Source organism: Microbacterium testaceum, from assembly GCF_029761935.1.
Taxonomy (GTDB): domain Bacteria; phylum Actinomycetota; class Actinomycetes; order Actinomycetales; family Microbacteriaceae; genus Microbacterium; species Microbacterium testaceum_A.
On the sequence record NZ_CP121699.1, the window covers coordinates 920,844 to 938,812 of the forward strand.

Genomic DNA, 17,969 nt, shown 5'->3' on the forward strand with positions numbered 1-17,969 from the left:
GCGAACCGGTCAGCCGCAGTCGTAGACGGTCGTGGGGGCCGAGCTGTCGGTCGCGCAGTGCTGGGTGACCCAGGTGCGGATCTGCGACGAGGCGGTGGTCGTCGACGCGGCCCCCAGGGACGTGCCCCCTCCCCGTTGGTCCCCGCCGATGACGTAGCGCACCTGGCCCGAGTCGACCAGCGCGGTGAAGGCGTCGAGCGTCGGCACGTCGTCGGTGCCGTTGAATCCGCCGATGGGCAGGAACGAGCCTCCGTCCGAGGCGAGGATCAGCTGCGCCGCCGACTGCGCCCCGAAGGTCGCCGCCAGGTAGGTCGACCCCGTGCTGCGGGCCTGCAGCCACGAGACGAGAGCACCGTCGTCCGCCCCGCCCGCGCCGAAGCCGCCGCCGCCGAAGCCGGTGGGCGCCCCGCCCGCTGCCCCGCGCGTGCGTCCCGACGACGACCCGCCCGGCGCGCCACCGGTACCGCGACCCGCGCCCTGCCCGGCGCTCTGCCCCGATCCGGGCGCCGCTCCCCCGCCGGGCGCCGCGCCGAATCCCTGGCTGCCGCGGCCCCCGGTCGGCATCCCGCCCGCGAAATCCGCTCCCCCGAAACCGCGACCGCCGAAGCCCGCGGACTCGGCGGCCCCGCCCGCGACCGGGTTGATCGAACTGGGGTGGGCGATGGTCACGGCCGACCACACGGCCGGGGTGAGGAGTAACCCGATCATCAGTGCGACGGTCGTGACCACGCGCCCGTGGTGCCGCGTCGAGAGCAGGACGATCGCGACGACCGCCGCCGCCCCCTGCGCGATCGAGACCGGCGCGCTGTACCCGCCCGTCGCCAGGCCGATCCCCAGGGCCGTCGACCCGGCGACAGCAACGGTCGCGATCTGCGGCCAGACCCTGCCCGCCCGATGCGCCGCGGCGAGCGCCGTCCCCACGACGAGTGCCAGCGGGACCGCGAGGGCCGCGGTGTAGAACTGGTGCATTCCGGCGACGGTCGAGAACATCGCGGCGAAGGTCGCGAGCCACACGGTCAGCAGCACCGTGAGCGGGCGCGAGAACCGCAGCACCCACAGGACGATGATCCCGACGATCGCCGCGGGGATGAGCCACGCCACCTGGCCCGCGAGCTGGGCGTTGAACAGGCGCAGCACGCCGGGCTCGCCCGAGAAGGGAGGGGTGAACGACTCGTAGGCCGCACTGTCGGCCGTGGCCGAGAAGCGACCGAGCCCGTTGTACCCGAACACCATCTCCCACGGGTTATTCGACAGGGTGCTGCCGATGTAGGGCCGACTCCCGGCGGGGATCATCGAGACGATCGCCACCCACCACAGGGATGCCACGAGGCTCACCGCTCCGGCCAGGGCGAGGTGACCGAGTCGTCGGGCCCACGACTGCCGGGTGAAAAGGTACGCCAGCGCCAGGGCCGGCCACACCGCCCACGCCTCGAGCTCATAGAACTGGAATGACAGGCCGATCAGCGCTCCCGCAGCGATCAGCCACCCCAGGCTCCGCGTCTGCACGGCGCGCACCGCCGCCCACGCGGTGAGGGAGAGGCCGAGGACGAAGAAGGTCTCGGGCTGGTTCGAGCGGGCCACCGCGACGAGGATCGGCGTGACGGCCGCGACGCCCCCGGCGATGAGTCCGGCACGCTCCCCCGCCAGGCGCCGGGCGGTGACGGCGGTGACGAGGGCGGCGGCGACGGCGGCGAGGGAGTTGGGCAGGATCACCGCCCAGGCGGAGTACCCGAAGGCCCGGACGAAGAGGGCCGGGATCCAGAACGAGCCCGGGATCTTGTCGAGGGTGACGGTGCCCGCAGGGTCCACGGCGCCGAAGAAGAAGTTCGACCACGAGCGGCTCATCGACAGCGCAATCGAGGCGTAGTACTCGCTCGGCGCCCCCGCCCACACCTGCCAGCCGGTGAGGACCAGCGCGCCGAGCCCGATGACGACGAGACCGACGGTCCATCCGCGGGGTCGTCGCAGGCCCGCGGTCAGCGGAAGGGTCGGCGTGGGGACGGGAGGAGAGGCAGCGGTCACCGCCGAATCGTAGGCAGCGCTTCCCTCACCGCAGCCTTACGGAACCTATGCGCCAGCGATGGATGCTCTCGCCGGGCGTGGATCAGGATGCCGACAGGGTGAGCTTCGCAGGCGACGGTGCCCGCGTGGCGGCGGCCTGCAGCCCGACCCTCACCGTCTGCCCGGGAGCGAGGGTCGCCGCCCAGTCGGCTCCCGTGCACGTCACGCGCCCGGCCGCGACCGAGCATTTCATGCCCCACGCGTTCGACACCGCGGTGGTGCCGGCGGCGTCGAACGAGACCGACCACTTCGTGACGGGACCCGTCGCCGTGACGGTGAGCTCGGCGACGTACCCCTCGCCCCAGGTGCTCTGCGGGACCCAGGTCGCGGTGATGCCGGCCGAAGCTCCCGGGGCCGTCCCGGCGCCCGGCTTCGGGGTGGGTGCGGGGCTCGACGGCACCGATACCGAGGGCTTCGAGGACGGGGTGGGCGGCTTGGGCGTCGTCGTCGGTGTGGGTGTCGGTGTCGGTGTCGGTTTCGGTGTCGGTTTCGGTGTCGGTGTCGGCGTGACGCTCGGCCGGGGCGTGGGCGTCGGGGCCGGGGTCGTGGGAATCGGACCCGGCTGCGGAGCGGGCGCCGCGACCGGGGTCAGGATCGGTGCGAGCGCGGCCAGCTTGGCCTTCTGCGGAGTGCGCCAGTCGTCGGCGACCAGCCCGCCGGTGTCGCCGCTGTTCGGGTTGAACGACCAGTACGCGTAGCTGATCTTCGTCCTGGCCAGGTACGCCACGAGCGCGTCGAGCCAGGCCCGATCGCTCGCTGTCTCGAGCTTCGTGCCGAACTCGCCGAGCAGCACGGGCGCGATGTTCTTGCGCACGAGGTAACCCCAGTTGGCATCCCACACCGCCTCGAGATTGGCGGGATACCCGGATGCCGAGAACCAGGGCTGCGCGTAGACGCTGGCGGGGTAGTCGTGCGGCGAGTAGACCACGCGGTTCTTCACGGCGAGGGTCACGGGCGCGGCCCCGGCGTCTTTCAGACCGCCGCCCCACCAGGTGTTCGAGCCGTCGTTCTGTCGCTCCACGCCCTCGACGATGATCAGCAGGCGGGGGTTGACCCCGAGCACGGCATCGCCGGCGCGCGTTGCCGCCGCGCGCCAATCGCGGGCGGGGTCGCCGCAGTTCCAGCACGCGCCGCCGTGGGGCTCGTTGTGCAGGTCGACGCCGATCACCGCGGACTCGTTCTTGTAACGGGCGGCGAGCATCTTCCAGTCGTCGATCCAGCGTTGTTCGCTGTACTGACCCGTGTACCAGAGCTCGCTCTGCGCCGCCGAGTCCGGGCGGTGGCGATCGAGGATGACCGACAACCCGTGCGCCTTCGCGCGGGCGATGACCGTGTCCATCAGCTGCAGCGGTGTGAGCGACACCAGTCCGGGGTTGACCGCGCCGTTGATCGAGTTCGAGGCCTTCGCTGCGAGGCACTCGTTCGAGAAGGGCAACCGGATGGTGTTGAACCCCATGCCCGCGATCGCGGAGAGGCCGTCGTCGAGCGCGATCGACCACAGGCCGTGCGGGGCGCAGTTCGAGGTCTCCATCCCGAACCAGGCCGTGGCCTTGATGGTGAAGGGGGCCCCGGATGCCGTCACGATCGTCGACCCCTGGGTCGACAGCCACCCGGGCAGCGAGGTCGCAGCCGAGGCGGCCGGAGCGGCGATCGCGCCCGCGGCGGCCAGGGTCGCGCCCGCGACGAGCGCCGCCGCGCGGTGCAGCACGCGACGCGTGGACGACCAGTTCGTGCGTTTCGCGGACATCGGCACCCCCGCGGTCATCGTACTGGGGGCAGACGCCCCTCCCGCGACACCGGCGCAAGGACAACGGTTTCCGCTTCGTTACGGCGTCGTAAATGTCGAGATCATCATTGATCTGGGCGATATCGCGCTGATACCGTCGCCCATCATGACTCTCGCGACCGAACGCAGCCCCGCTCTCGACGCCGTCTCGAAGGCCATCGTCGAGCAGCTGCAGGAAGACGGACGCCGCCCCTACGCCGAGATCGGCAAGGCCGTCGGCCTGAGCGAGACCGCCACGCGCCAGCGGGTGCAGAAACTGCAAGACGCCGGCATCCTGCAGATCGTCGCCGTCACCGACCCCCTCCAGCTCGGCTTCGCTCGCCAGGCCATGATCGGCGTGCGGGTCTCGGGCGACACCCGCGTCGTGGCGGGGCAGATGACGACGCTGCCCGGGGTCACCTACGTGGTGTCGACCGCCGGCTCCTTCGACCTGCTCGTCGAGGTCGTCTGCGAGAGCGACGACGACCTCATCGACCTGCTGAACGACCGCATCCGGTCGCTACCCGACGTCGTCTCGACCGAGACCTTCGTTTATCTCAAGCTCCACCGTCAGCTCTACAACTGGGGAACGCGATGACGCTTTTCGAAACCGACCTCAACACCGACCTCCAGGCGAAGGCCCGCGATCACCTCTGGATGCACTTCTCGCGCCAGTCCACGATGACCGAGGGACCCGGCGTCCCGATCATCGTCAAGGGCGAGGGCCATCACATCTGGGATGCCGCGGGTAAGAAGTACATCGACGGACTCGCGGGCCTGTTCGTGGTCAACGCGGGTCACGGACGTCGCCGCATCGCCCAGGCAGCCGCGAAGCAGGCCGAGCAGCTGGCGTTCTTCCCGCTGTGGTCCTACGCGCACCCGGCCGCGATCGAACTGGCCGAGCGCCTGGCCGACCTCGCCCCGGGCGACCTGAACCACGTCTTCTTCTCCACCGGCGGCGGAGAGGCGGTCGAGACGGCGTTCAAGCTCGCGAAGCAGTTCTGGAAGATCCAGGGCAAGCCCTCGAAGCACAAGGTCATCTCGCGGGCGATCGCCTACCACGGCACCACGCAGGGGGCCCTGGCGATCACGGGCCTACCGGTCATGAAGCACATGTTCGAGCCGGTCACCCCGGGCGGCTTCCGCGTTCCCAACACCAACTACTACCGGGCCGCCGAGTCCGGCTTCGGCGGGGGCACCCCCGAGGAGTTCGGCGTGTGGGCCGCCGACCGCATCGAGCAGATGATCCAGTTCGAGGGACCCGAGACCGTCGCCGCGGTCTTCCTCGAGCCCGTGCAGAACGCCGGTGGGTGCTTCCCCGCCCCGGCCGGCTACTTCCAGCGAGTCCGCGAGATCTGCGACACTTACGACGTGCTGCTCGTCTCCGACGAGGTCATCTGCGCGTTCGGCCGGCTCGGCCACTACTTCGGCGCCTCGGCCTACGACTACCAGCCCGACATGATCACGTTCGCCAAGGCGGTGACGAGCGGATACTCCCCCCTCGGCGGCACCATCGTGAGCGACCGCCTCTACGAACCCTTCGCCCACGGCGACGCGTCGTTCCCCCACGGCTACACCTTCGGCGGTCACCCCGTCTCGGCGGCGGTGGCGCTGGAGAACCTCGACGTCTTCGAAGAAGAGGGCCTGCTCGAGAACGTCCGCCGCAACTCCCCGCTCTTCCGCTCGACCCTCGAGCGCCTCCTCGACCTGCCGATCGTCGGTGACGTCCGCGGCGACGGCTACTTCTTCGGCATCGAGCTGGTGAAGGACAAGACCACGAAAGAGACCTTCGACGACGACGAGTCCGAGCGGCTGCTGCGGGGCTTCTTGTCCAAGGCCCTCTTCGACGCCGGCCTGTATTGCCGAGCGGACGACCGCGGCGACCCGGTCATCCAGCTCGCCCCTCCCCTCACCCTCGGACCGACCGAGTTCGACGAGATCGAGAAGATCCTGCGCTCGGTGCTGCAGGAGGCCTGGACCCGACTCTGACCTCACGGGATGCCGGCGCGACCGATGCCGGCATCCCTCCCCCGCCCGCGAGCCGCACTCGCCGGGCGGTCTCCATCCCGCTCCCACCCCTGAGCGGTGCTCACGATGCTGTACCCGACACCATCCCGATCGCGCACCCGAGCGCGATCCGCACCCTCCAGGAGGAGCCACGAACGAGAACACCCGCGCCGCCGCCCCCATGGCGAACTCCGGCGCCACGCTCGCCCGCACCCTCGGCCTCTGGTCGATCGTCGGTCTGGGTCTGGGGTACATGACCCCGACCGTCGTCTTCGACACGTTCGGTCTCGTCGCCGACAAGACGAACAACGTCGTCCCGGCCGCGTACGCCGTGGCCCTCGTCGTCCTCGTCTTCACCGCCGTCAGCTACGGCAAGATGGTCCGCGTCATCCCGAGCGCCGGCTCCGCGTACACCTACGCGCGCGAGTCCATCCACCCCGGTGTCGGCTTCGTGGTGGGCTGGACGGCCCTCATCGACTACATGCTGCTGCCGATGGTGAACGCGCTCATCCTCCGCAGCTACATGGAGGCATTGTTCCCCGACGTCCCGGGCTGGATCTGGGTCGTCGTCTTCACCGCGGGTGTGACCGGGGTCATCTACCTGACCATGCGCGGCACCTCGAACGTGAACATGATCCTCCTCGTGTTCTCGATCCTCGTGATGACCGTGTTCGTCGTCATGGTCGTGGTGCAGCTGGTCGGCGGGGCGGGGGCCGGGACTCCGGTGTCGATAGCCCCCTTCGCCCACAGCGACGTGCAGTTCGGCGCGGTTCTGGCCGGAGCCACGGTCGTGTGCTTCTCGTTCATCGGGTTCGATGCGGTGTCGATGTACTCCGAAGAGGCGAAGACGCCCAAGATCATGCCGCGCGCGATCCTCCTCACGCTGGTGGTCGGCGGCCTGATCTTCCTGATCGCCTCGTACGTGACGCAGCTGCGCTTCCCCGACGCGACGGCCTTCCCGCAGGAGGCGATCGAGGACAGCACCCTGCCCGAGATCGGCGTGCAGGTCGGCGGACCGGTCCTGCAGGCGGTGCTGACCGCCGCCGGGTTCGCCGCGACCCTCGCGTCGTGGTTGGCGTCGCACGCCTCGGTGTCGCGCATGCTCATGGTGATGGGACGCAACAACGTGCTCCCGCGCAAAGTCTTCGGCTACATCAACCCCCGCACCCACACCCCGACGCTGTCGATCGTCATCGTCGGCCTCGTGAGTCTCTTCGCGATCTCGTTCACCCTCGAGCAGATCGCGGCGTACATCAACTACGGCGCCCTGGTGGCGTTCACCTTCGTCAACATCTCGGTGATCGCCTGGTTCGCCGTCCGCAAGGGGCTCCGAAAGACCCCGGCCGACATCGCGCGCTACATCGTCATGCCCGCGATCGGCATGCTGCTCACCGGTCTGCTGTGGGTCAACCTCGACATGCACGCCCTCGTGGGCGGTCTGATCTGGACGGGCATCGGGGTGGTGTACCTCGTCGTCCTGACGCGCGGGTTCCGCCGACCCATCGCCTCGTTCGACGAGAACCAACCGGTCACGGGCGTCTCGAAGACCGTCGCCGGCCCTCGTTCCGAGGTCTGACCGGTCGCCGCTGTGGGTGCGTCATCCACCCACAGCGGCGACATAGGCGATTGATACCCGCTCCCGTTATCGCGGGGGGATTCTGTGCGTCGTGACCTCTCCCGTCCCTCTCGCGCGCTGGTGGCGCGAACCCTGGTGGGCCCGGATCTCGCTGACGCTGACCGTCGCGGGATTCGTCGTGCTCACCTGCTGGAATCTCGCGCGCGGCGGGGACTTCTCGTTCTACGAGGCGTCCGCGCGGTCGATGTCGCAGTCGTGGCACGCCCTGTTCTTCGGCGCCTTCGATCCGGATGCCACCGTCACCCTCGACAAGCTCAGCGGCTTCGCCGTGCCCCAGGCGCTGAGCATCCGCCTGTTCGGCATGTCGATCTCGGCGATCGCCCTGCCGCAGGTCGTCGAGGGCGCGGTGACCGTCGTGGCGTGCGCCGTGCTGGCGCTGCGGTGGGGCGGCCGGGGCGCGGGCCTCGTCGCGGCGGCCGCCGCCGCATCGACCCCCATCTTCGTGTCGATGTTCGCCCATCCGATGGAGGACGGACTGCTCACGATGGCCCTCGCGGTCGCCCTGGTGTGGTGGCAGCGCGCGATCCTCACCTCGACCTGGTGGCCGCTGGTCCTGTGCGCGCTCTTCATCGGTGTGGGGTTCCAGGCCAAGATGATGGCCGCGTGGTTCTTGCTGCCCGCCCTCATCGCCGGCACGCTGGCGGCGACCGAGGGATGGCGTCGTGGCCTGGTGCGCGCCGGGGCCCTCACGGGCGCCGCCGTCGTGGCATCCGTCGCGTGGATCACGATCGTCGCGCTGGTTCCCGCGGGCGCCCGTCCCTACGTGGACGGTTCGACGAACGACGACGTCTTCGCGATGGTGTTCGGGTACAACGGCCTGGATCGCTTCGTCCCGGGGGCCGTCCCCGGCTCGGTCGGCGCCCCGGCGTCGGCGGGCGGGCTCGGCGCGACCCTCGCCGCGATCGGACACGCCCTGACCACACACGCCCCCGCGAGCTCGGGGGGTTCGCCGACGCTCACGAAGCTGCTCGAGTTGCCTTTGGTCACGCAGATCGGGTGGCTGTACCCCGCGGCGCTCGCGGGGATCGCCCTCGGCGTCTGGCGTCACCGGCCCCGGCGGGGGCGTCCTCGCGCGCGGGCCTCCGCGATGCGCTTCCCCCTCGTGGTGGTCGCCGCGGTGTGGTTCGCGACGGCCGCGGCCGTGCTCACTCTCGCCCACGTTCCGCACACCGCGTACGTGGCGGCTCTCGGCGTTCCGATGGTGCTGCTCGGCGTCGTCGCGTGGGTCGAGGGGGTGCGGCTGCTCCGTTCCGCGCGAACGAGCGTGCGGCTCGTGCTTCCGGCGGTCGTCGTCGTCCAGTCGATCTGGTGGGCCGTCCTCATCGCCGAGGCCCGTCTCCCCGAGGTGTTGCTCATCCCCGCCGTGGCGGTGGGGGCGGTCGGACTCGGGATCGGCGCTGTCGCCGCCCTGTCGTCCCCGCCCGCGCTCCCCCGTGTCCGCCGCGTCGCCCCCGCCGCTCTCGCCGTCGCTCTGCTGTGCCTCCCCATCGCGACGAGTCTGCAGGTCATCGACGACGCCCGTGACGGCAGCGGGGGCGATGCTTACGTCGGCGTCACCGCCCGCGGCGGCCACCCCGACGAGACCTTCACGGTGTCGGCGCCGGCGCCCTGGGGCGGCAGTCCGCAGATGAGTCCCGCCGTCGCGCAGATCGTGCAGGCGGCCCGCGAGCACGGCGGCGGCGCGAACGGCCTGCCCCTCTTCGTGACCGACTCCTGGGCGCTGTCGTCCCAGGTGATCGACGCCACCGGGGCGAGCGTCCTCACCGACGGCGGCTACAGCGGGCACGTCCCGGTCTTCACCACCGAGGAGCTCGACCAGATGGTCCGCAGCGGCCGCGCGCGGCTCTTCGTCGTGGCATCCGGGGCTCCCGAGGGCGATCCGGTGCGACGGGTGGCGACAGGGCCCGGATGCCACGAGGTCGATGACTGGGACTTCAGCCAGGCGAAGGAGGGCGGCGAGGTCAACAAGGTGACCGGAGCGACCCTCTACGAGTGCACGTCCCGGTGACGACCGCCACGGCGCGCGCCGCGCCGCCGGTAGACTTCAGCCAGTGAGCAGCACCCGAACCGAAGCCGCGTACCTGCGCTCGGTGACGGCGTTCAAGAACCCGACGCTCGATCTGCTGCACGGGCGCTTCGCCCCGTTCGTCGTCGCGGTGCTGTCGGTCGTGTTCACCCCCGACCGCCCCGCCGTCGCCGTCGCCGACGCGCACGTCGAGGTCGCCGAGGCGATCGACGACCTGCGCGCCGCCGGCATCGACACCGACGACGACCGCCGCATCCCCGCCGGTACCGCGCGCGAGATCTGCCGCGGGTGGGTGCGCGTGGGCTGGCTCGGCCTGCAGATCGAAGACGACGTCGAGGTCTACCGCCTGTCGGCGCACGCCGTCGGCGCCCTCGAGATCGCCGGTCGTGCGGGCGGCGGCCGGGCCCGGGTCTCGCGCTCGCGCGTGCGGACGCTGCTCGACGCCGTCGACCGCCTCGCACGCGACGCCGAGAGCGATCCCGCGCGGCGCCGAGAGGCCCTGCTCGAGGAACGGGCGGCTCTGGATGCCGAGATCGCGGCGCTCGACGGGGGCGTCGTCGAACCGCTCGACGACGACCACCTGCTCGAAGAGGCCGAGAACGTCATCCACCTCGCGCGCGAACTGCCGGCCGATTTCTCGCGCGTGGCCGAATCCATCGCCGCGATGCAGCGCGACGTCGTGGCCGAACTCCGTCGTGATGTGCGCCCCACCGGCGATGTGCTGCGCGAGTACCTCGAGCGCGGTCGCCAGGTGATGCAGGCGACCCCCGAGGGCCGGGCGTTCCAGGGAGCGCTGCGCCTGATCGGCGACCCCGAGAACATCGACGACCTCACCGACCAGCTGCACGCCGTGCTCACCCAGCCGTTCTCGCGCCTGATGACCCCCGAGCAGCGTGGAGAGCTCGACGCGATCGCCAGGCGCGTCGAGGCCGGCGTGCAGGAGGTGCTCACCGCCCAGCGACGCGCCTCGCACGTCATCACCGCGCAGGTGCGCACGCACGACCCGATCCGCGACCGGCAGGTCGACGATCTGCTGCGCTCGGTCATGGCGGGTCTGCACCGCTGGAGCCAGACCCGCTCCCCCGGTCGCGTGGAACCGACGCGCACCCTGCCCCTCGCCGACATCGGGCACCTGCGCCGCTCGCTCGGCGACGTGCGTCCTCCCGGGGCGCCGGAGCCGTTGGCATCCGAAGACTCCGACGTCGAATTCGTCGACGCCGACACGCGCGCGTGGGGCGGCCCGCACTACGCCGAGCTCGAGGCGTACGTGGCCACGCTTCCCGGTGGCTTCGACCTCGCGACGGCCTTCGCCGGAGCGGATGCCGAGACCCGGCGCCCGGTCGACCTCGTCGGCCTGCTCGAGATCGTCCACCGCGAGGGCCTGGTCGAGACCGACGACGTCTCGATCGTCGAGGCCGTCCGCCCCGACGGCACCACCCGGCGCTTCGCCTTCGGCGGGGTCTCCGCCGCGCCCTCCCGCGTCTCGGACGCAGAACCCTCGACTGCCACAGAAACGGATGCCGATGACGGACATCGACCCGTCCGCCCCTGACACGGACACCCCCGCCTTCATCGCCCCGGTGGCGATGGAGAACGACCCCGACGCGCTGTTCGCGGGCGACCGCGGCACGCTCGACGCCGACGTGCGGCGCGTGCTGGTGCGGATCCTGCAGCGGCGCTTCCTCGTGGCCGACAACTCGCCCGCCGAGTGGAAGCTGCTGCTCGAGCACCAGCAGATGATCGAATCGCGCCTGAACGACCTGTTCGTGCGCCTCGTCGTCGACCACGCCCGCGGCGTCGCCTACAAGGAGCAGGTGCGCAGCGACGACGTCGACGTGCCGATCCTGCTGAAGGACGAGGCGTACTCGCGCGCCGAGACGCTGGTGCTCGTCTACCTGCGCACGGTCTTCCAGCGCGAGACGACCGCGGGTACGGCATCCGCCCGCGTCGATGTCGAAGAGGTCGAGCAGACCGTGCTCACCTACTTCAGCGAGACCGACGGCACCCGCGCGAGCCAGCAGCGGGCCGTCCGCACCGCGATCGCGCGCCTCGACCGCGAGGGCATCATCGAAGAGGAGTCCGAGGGGCGCTACCGCATCGGGCCGCTCATCGAGATCGTGCTGAGCGCCGAGGTGCTCCGCGATCTGCAGCGGTGGTTGGAGGAGCAGACACGGGATGCCGACACCCCGGCGTCCCTGATCGATGACGCCGAGACCGTGGCATCCGGAATCCTCGAGGAGGAGCGCGCATGACCATGCTCGAGACGCTGTTCGGGCTGATCCCGGCGGCCTCCCGCGGGCAGCAGTGGGTCGCCGAAGACCTGCAGCTGATCAACTGGGGCGGATACGACGGCACGCACCGCGTGCGCTTCGCGCCGACCGCGACGCTGCTGTGCGGCGGATCGGGATCGGGTAAGTCCACGCTCATGGACGCGTACGTCGCGCTGATGATGCCGCACACGACCCCCTTCAACGGCGCCTCGAACGGCGCGGTCGTGGGTCGCCCGCGCGGCCAGGAGCAGCGCAACATCCTCTCGTACGGCCGCGGCAAGCTCGACGAGTCGCGCACCGACGAGGGCACCAAAGTGCGGGTGCTGCGCGGCGACGGGGTCGACACGTGGACCGCGATCGGCATGACCTGGGCCGACCACGACGGCGCGCGCTTCACGGCGGTGCGGGCCTGGTACTTCCCCGCCGCCGCCCGCACGCTCGACGACGCCGTCAAGGTGCGCGCGACCGTGCACGGGGCGTTCGACCTGCGCCAGCTCGAGCGCGCGGCGCAGAGCCACCTCTCCGACTCGGCCGTGCGGGCGGCGGGCCTCGACACCCTCGCGACCGACCGCGAGTTCTCAGCGCGGCTGCATGCCGTGCTCGGCATCGGCGCGGCGGGAGCGGGCTCGAAGGCGATGAGCCTGCTCGCGCGCATCCAGGCAGGTCAGCAGATCACCACCGTCGACGACCTCTACAAGCGCATGGTGCTCGAAGAGCCCGAAACGCTCGCGGTGGCCGACGCGGTCGTCACGCACTTCGACGGGCTCGAGTCCACGCGCACGCGCATGCTCGAGGCGCGCCAGCAGGTGCGGGCGCTGCAGCCGATCCGCACGATGAAGGCGCGCATCGACGAGGCGTCGGAGCGGCTGCGGCTGCTCGACGAGCTGGGGCGCTTCGGCGACCCCGAGTCGCGCGCCTCGCTCTGGCGCGCGCAGCGACGGGTCGACCTGCTCGAAGCGGTCGAGGCCGAGCTGCGCGATCGCACGCACGCCACCGACGCGCTCGTGCGCGAACGCCAGGCCCTCGCCGACGCGGCAGAGGCCGAACGCGAGGCACTGGGCGACGTGCTGCGCGCGGCGGGCGGCGACCGGCTCGACGCGGCGCAGCGCGAGCTGCGGACCCTCGAGCGGCGCCTCGCGGGCATGCAGCGCGACCGCGAACGGTTCGAGGCGGCCCTCGCCGTGCTCTCGGTCGAGGTCGCCACCGAGAAGCAGTTCGCAGCCCTCGTCACCGAAGCGCGGCGCACCCTCGCCGACACGGATGCCAAGAGCGCGGTGCGCGACGCCTTCGTCGCTGCCAGCAGCCGGCACACTGATCTGCGCCAGCAGCTCGCCGCCCTCGAGGCCGAGCACCGGCGGACGCAGACCCGCGACGACAACATTCCCCCGCGTCTGCACGAGGCGCGCGAGGCGCTGGCCGAGGCCGCGGGGCTCACCGCCGCCGAGCTGCCCTTCGTGGCCGAGCTCGTCGACGTGCGCACCGAGTTCGAGCCGTGGCGCGGGGCGTTCACCCTCGCCCTGGGCGGATTCGCGACGACGCTGCTCGTCGATGCCGCGCACCTCTCTGCGTTCCGCGCCGCGATCGACAGCGTGCGACTCTCGGAGCGCCTCCGGTTCGAGGGTGTTCCTACCGACCTCCCCGAGCGCGGGGCGCTGGACCCGGCGACCCTGCCCGGACGCCTGGAGTTCCGCTCCTCGCCCTTCACCGGCTGGCTGCAGGACCGCCTCGAGCAGCAGTTCGCCTTCGTCTGCGTGGATGCCGCGTCGGAGCTCTCACAGCACCGCATGGCGCTCACGATCTCGGGCCAGACGAGCCAGGGCGCCCGCGGCGCCCACGGCGGCTCGGCGCGGCAGAGCATCCTCGGTTTCTCGTCTCGCGTGCGCCTCACCGAGCTCGGCGAGCAGATCGTCACCGTCCGGCGCGACCTCACCGCCGCCAAGGCCGCGGTCGACGAGGCCGCCGCCGCCCTCGACGCCTTCGACGACCGGCGCGGCGCCCTCGAGAAGATCGCGGACCTGTCCTGGGACCAGGTCGACGTGGCATCCGTCGAACGCGACCTCGACCGCTGGAACGAAACCGTCGTCGAGGTCACCGCGGGAAACCCCCGTATCGCCGAGCTGCAGGAGCAGATCTCGGGCGCGAAGGCCCGCGTCGCGCGCCTGCGCGAGGAGATCGGCGGAGCCAAGACCGAGCAGCAGACCCTCGCCGCGCGCTGGGCCGAGATCACCGACGACGTGGATGCCGCGCAGATCCTGCTCGAACGGGCCGAGGACCGCGAGATGACGCTCACCCCCGACGAGGTCGCGTACCTCGACGGGCTGTTCGTGGCGCCCTCCGGTGATGACGTCTCGTCCTCGCAGCGGCTCGCGCGGTTCGACACCGCCCTCGAGTCGGCGTCGAAGCGTCTGCTCGAGGAACAGCGCGCGGCCCAGGAGACGTGGAGCGACCAGCGCGAGAGCCTCCGCCGCACGATGACCGCGTTCACCGACCGGTGGCCGAGCCCCAACCTGCTCGCCGACCCCGATGAGGCGCTCGGCGACTTCGAGCGGATCCTCAGCGAGCTCGAGGCCAGCGGCCTGCACGAACTCGAAGCGGAATGGCGCGATTCGCTGCTGCGTCTGTCGGGCAACGACCTCACGAGCCTCGACTCCGCGCTCACGCGCGCCCTGCGCGAGATCCGCGAGCGCATCGCCCCGATCAACGACATCATGCAGGACCTGCCGTTCTACGACGACGACCACCGCCTGCAGATCGTTCCGCGCGAGAGCCAGTCGGAGGTGCGCAAGCGCTTCCGCCGCGAGCTGCGCGACGTTCGCGCGGCGATCGACGCGGCCTCGACAGACGAGGAGCGCCAGGGCGTGTACGGGCGCATGGCGCGGTTGATCAACCGCATCCGCCCCACCGCCCCCGACTTCGCCGACCTCGTCGACGTGCGCAACCACGTGCGGGTCAGCGCCGAGCGCTTCCGCGCCGACACGGGCGAGCACGTGGCGCTCTACGACCACATCGGCGAGAAGTCGGGCGGCGAATCGCAGGAGCTCATCGCCTTCATCGTGGGTGCGGCCCTGCGCTACCAGCTCGGGGACGCCGGCTCGGAGCGCCCGCGCTACGCCCCCGTCTTCCTCGACGAGGCGCTCATCAAGGCCGACGCGCACTTCACCAAGCGCGCGATCGGCGCCTGGCGCGGCCTCGGCTTCCAGCTCGTCATCGGTGCACCGAACGACAAGTACAGCGCGATCGAGCCGCACGTCGACGTCGAGTACGACATCCTGAAGGACACCCGCGGGCGCTCGTGGGCGAAGGCGAAGGTGGCGCTGCCGGCGTGAGCGCGGGCTGACCCGTGGCGCAAGCTCAGCGGATCGCACAACCTCGGTCGAGATCACGGTTTCGCGGCTGAGGGTGCGCGGATCGCGGAGCGCGCGAATCGCCGCGGCGGAAATGCCGCCCTCGGGAATGTCCGAGCCTGTCTCTACGCTGTGTCGAGGGGCACGGCGAAGGGCGGCAGGCATGCAAGGACTCGAAATCACGGTTCTGCTCGGATTGGCGATGCTCGTGGGCACCGTCCTGGCTCCCCGACTGCGCGTCGCGACGCCGCTCGTACTTCTCGTCATCGGCCTCGCGCTGGGCTTCATCCCCGAGCTGCGTCAGATCGAGCTGCCGCCCGAGACGGTGCTTCTGCTGTTCCTCCCCGTCATGCTTTTCCGCGAGGCGTGGACCACGTCGCTGCGGTCGGTGCGGCGCTCGCTGCGCTACATCATCCCGATGAGCACGCTACTCGTCGTGGCATCCGCCTTCGCCGTCGCCGGGGTCGCGACGTTGATGGGCGTGCCGTGGGAGGCCGCCCTCGTGCTCGGCGCCGCGGTCGCCCCGCCCGATGCCACCGCGGTCGCCGCGCTCGGCCGCCTGCTGCCCGCCAAGACCTTCATGAAGCTGAAGGCCGAGAGCCTGACGAACGACGGCACCGCTCTCGTCCTCTACGCGATCGCCGTGGCTCTGCTGCTCGGCGACCAGATCACGCCGCTGCAGATCACCGGCATGGTGCTGCTGTCGTACCTCGGTGGAGCCGCCGCGGGCATCGCCGTGGCGGCCGCCGCGTTCTTCGCCCTGCGGCGCATGCAGTCGACCCTGACGATCAACCTCACGATGGTGCTGGTGCCGTTCGTGTCGTTCCTGATCGCCGAGCTCATCGACGCCTCGGGCGTGCTCGCCGTCGTCTTCGCGGGCCTCATCATGGCGTGGGTGTCGCCGCGCATCACGACGGCGATGTCGAGAAGGGCGGCGGATGCCACGTGGCCCTTCGGCGTCTATCTCCTCAACGGCGCCCTCTTCGTACTGATCGGGCTCGAGGTGCAGCTCGTACTGCACGAGATCTCCGGGTCGGAGATCGGCATCCTGCTGCTCGTCACCGTGGCCGCGTGGATCGCCCTTTTCGTCGTGCGGTACCTGTTCCAGTGGATGTTCTCGCCGTTCTCGCGGCCCGCCGCCGGATCGTCGCGGTCGCTGCGGCATCGATCGCGCATCGTCAGCACCGTCGCCGGGTTCCGCGGAGCCGTGTCGCTCGCCATCGCCCTGTCGGTGCCGGTCACCACGGCCGCCGGCGACCCGGTAGCCGGACGCGACGCCATCGTCTTCGTCACGGCGGGTGTCATCGTCCTGACGCTACTCGTGCAGGGGCCGCTGCTGCCGGCGGTCATCACCTGGGCGAAGCTCCCCACCGACGACGCCGCGATCGAAGAGTACGAGTTGGCCGAGCGCGCGATCTCGGGTGCCGCCCTCGCCGCCCTCGACGACCTGGCAAGCGAACACGGCATCAGTGACCGCGTGCGCGATCGCGCCCGTCGCGAGGGCTACGAGCGGCTCGAGCTCGCCAACGCCCGCGCCGTCGCACGACAGCGCGCGATCGAGGAACGCGATCTGGCCGAACTCGACGCCTCGCTCGACGAGGACCCGTCATCGACGGGGCCGGTGCCGCCCGATGGCTCGGACGAGCGGCGCCGCGCGGGCGCGGACGACACGTCGGAGAATACCGACGAGGGAGCCGCCTTCACCGGCCCCCTGCAGATGATCGCCGTCAGCGACGACATCGACGTCACCCAGCGCTCTCCCCTGCTGCGACACAAGGAAGCTCAGCGGCTGCGGCTGGCCGTGCTCGACCGAAAGCGCGAGGTTTTGCTGCGCCTGCGCCGCGAGGGAACCATCGACGACCTCGTCGCCCGCAAAATCCTCGCCGGCCTCGACCTCGAGGAGATCCGCACGCGAGGGCTTGAAAGGGCGAGCGACTAGCCGCGGACGGGGCTGGTTCGAGGCCCCACTCGCGCCGAGAGACCCACCCCGCGGGATGCCGCGTCACGGTGCGCGGTGAGGCGATCGGCGAGGCCGACCCGCGCGACGACGTGAGAATTCCCCGGGGTCGGTCAGGCGACAGGCTCGTTCAGCGCTTCTTCCACGCGTCGAAGCGCCGCCTTGCCTCCCTGCGTCAGGACGTTCCGCTCTTCGGGGTGGTCTCGGAAGAAGCGCAGCACCACGGCGACGTCGTTGGGGTCCGCTCCGAGGTACAGAATCGAGGCTAGGATTGGAGCCGAGCCGTTCGCGTCCGTGGTCGACAGCTTCGCGGAAGGCGCGGCGACGACAGCGATGTCTGCGATGTCCTCCCACATCAGGTGGGCGTCTCCCGCACCGCGGATGCCGTGAGTGCCTAATTCCGTCAGTTCGAGCCCCGCGGGCAGCCGAGCCGACCAGAGCATGCGTCCGAGCGTCATCAGGCCGATCACCGCGATGACGCTCGTACCGACGACGATCGACCGTGACGCGCTTCCAGCCAGACCGTTGATGAGCCCGTAGACCATCGCCGCGGCCGGAGCGAGGGTGGACGCGGCAACCGCCACCATCCAGCCGTCGCGCGAAGCGCGCGGTTTGAACCAGAGCGACGGCGAGGAGGTGTCGATCAGGAGACGACGTTCCTTGACGTATCGCAGCTGCATGGCGGCCCCGGTCACGGCAACGACGAACATCAGGCTGATCGCGGCTATGACGAGCTGCACACCGGGTACCCCTAACACGACCGCGAAGAAAGCGCAGACGGCGGCGGCGATGTAGCCGCCCGAGAATGCAGAACCCGCCTTTTCCTGTCGCACGTTCAGAGATACGCGCGTTCGCACGTCGGCAGGAAGTTTCAACGTGGTGGCAGTGAGCGGCATGGGTGTG

11 protein-coding genes are annotated in these 17,969 nt (G+C 70.8%); 8 read left to right on the forward strand and 3 right to left on the reverse strand.

Annotated features, from left to right (window positions below; genetic code table 11):
- Positions 1-9: 9 nt before the first annotated feature.
- Both QBE02_RS04460 and QBE02_RS04465 read right to left on the reverse strand, forming a co-directional pair.
- Complete coding sequence (locus QBE02_RS04460) at positions 10-2,022, reverse strand: ArnT family glycosyltransferase (RefSeq protein ID WP_279367284.1); 2,013 nt, start codon at positions 2,020-2,022, stop codon at positions 10-12.
- Positions 2,023-2,104: 82 nt separating this feature from the next.
- Complete coding sequence (locus QBE02_RS04465; protein ID WP_279367285.1) at positions 2,105-3,808, reverse strand: cellulase family glycosylhydrolase; 1,704 nt, start codon at positions 3,806-3,808, stop codon at positions 2,105-2,107.
- Between the two features lie 145 nt (positions 3,809-3,953).
- Here QBE02_RS04465 and QBE02_RS04470 point away from each other — a divergent pair, with 145 nt between their 5' ends.
- The 8 genes from QBE02_RS04470 (at position 3,954) to QBE02_RS04505 (ending at position 17,048) form a co-directional block, all read left to right on the forward strand.
- The gene (locus QBE02_RS04470) at positions 3,954-4,424 is read left to right on the forward strand and encodes an Lrp/AsnC family transcriptional regulator (RefSeq protein WP_268103749.1); all 471 of its coding nucleotides are present in this window, start codon (positions 3,954-3,956) and stop codon (positions 4,422-4,424) included.
- Positions 4,421-5,815, forward strand: coding sequence for an aspartate aminotransferase family protein (locus QBE02_RS04475; RefSeq protein ID WP_279367286.1), 1,395 nt, complete (start codon positions 4,421-4,423; stop codon positions 5,813-5,815). Before QBE02_RS04470 ends, QBE02_RS04475 begins: the two co-directional genes overlap by 4 nt.
- A 199-nt stretch (positions 5,816-6,014) precedes the next feature.
- Complete coding sequence (locus QBE02_RS04480) at positions 6,015-7,409, forward strand: APC family permease (protein WP_279367287.1); 1,395 nt, start codon at positions 6,015-6,017, stop codon at positions 7,407-7,409.
- 91 nt (positions 7,410-7,500) lie between these two features.
- Positions 7,501-9,477 carry a glycosyltransferase family 39 protein gene (locus QBE02_RS04485; RefSeq protein ID WP_279367288.1) on the forward strand — a complete coding sequence of 659 codons (1,977 nt, stop codon included), beginning with the start codon at positions 7,501-7,503 and terminating at the stop codon, positions 9,475-9,477.
- A 43-nt stretch (positions 9,478-9,520) separates the two neighbouring features.
- The gene (locus QBE02_RS04490; RefSeq protein WP_279367289.1) at positions 9,521-11,047 is read left to right on the forward strand and encodes a DUF3375 domain-containing protein; all 1,527 of its coding nucleotides are present in this window, start codon (positions 9,521-9,523) and stop codon (positions 11,045-11,047) included.
- Positions 11,019-11,747 (forward strand): DUF4194 domain-containing protein, encoded by a 729-nt coding sequence (locus QBE02_RS04495; protein WP_268103744.1) that lies wholly within the window; start codon positions 11,019-11,021, stop codon positions 11,745-11,747. Before QBE02_RS04490 ends, QBE02_RS04495 begins: the two co-directional genes overlap by 29 nt.
- Entirely contained in the window at positions 11,744-15,091 is a 3,348-nt protein-coding gene (locus tag QBE02_RS04500; protein WP_279367290.1) for an ATP-binding protein, read from the forward strand. The genes QBE02_RS04495 and QBE02_RS04500 overlap by 4 nt, the downstream gene beginning before the upstream one ends.
- 181 nt (positions 15,092-15,272) lie before the next feature.
- Positions 15,273-17,048: a Na+/H+ antiporter gene (locus tag QBE02_RS04505; protein ID WP_279367291.1), complete on the forward strand. Its 1,776-nt coding sequence runs from the start codon at positions 15,273-15,275 to the stop codon at positions 17,046-17,048.
- A gap of 131 nt (positions 17,049-17,179) precedes the next feature.
- Here the strand turns inward: QBE02_RS04505 and QBE02_RS04510 are convergent, their stop codons facing one another.
- Positions 17,180-17,962 (reverse strand): hypothetical protein, encoded by a 783-nt coding sequence (locus QBE02_RS04510; protein ID WP_279367292.1) that lies wholly within the window; start codon positions 17,960-17,962, stop codon positions 17,180-17,182.
- Between the last annotated feature and the right edge of the window lie 7 nt (positions 17,963-17,969).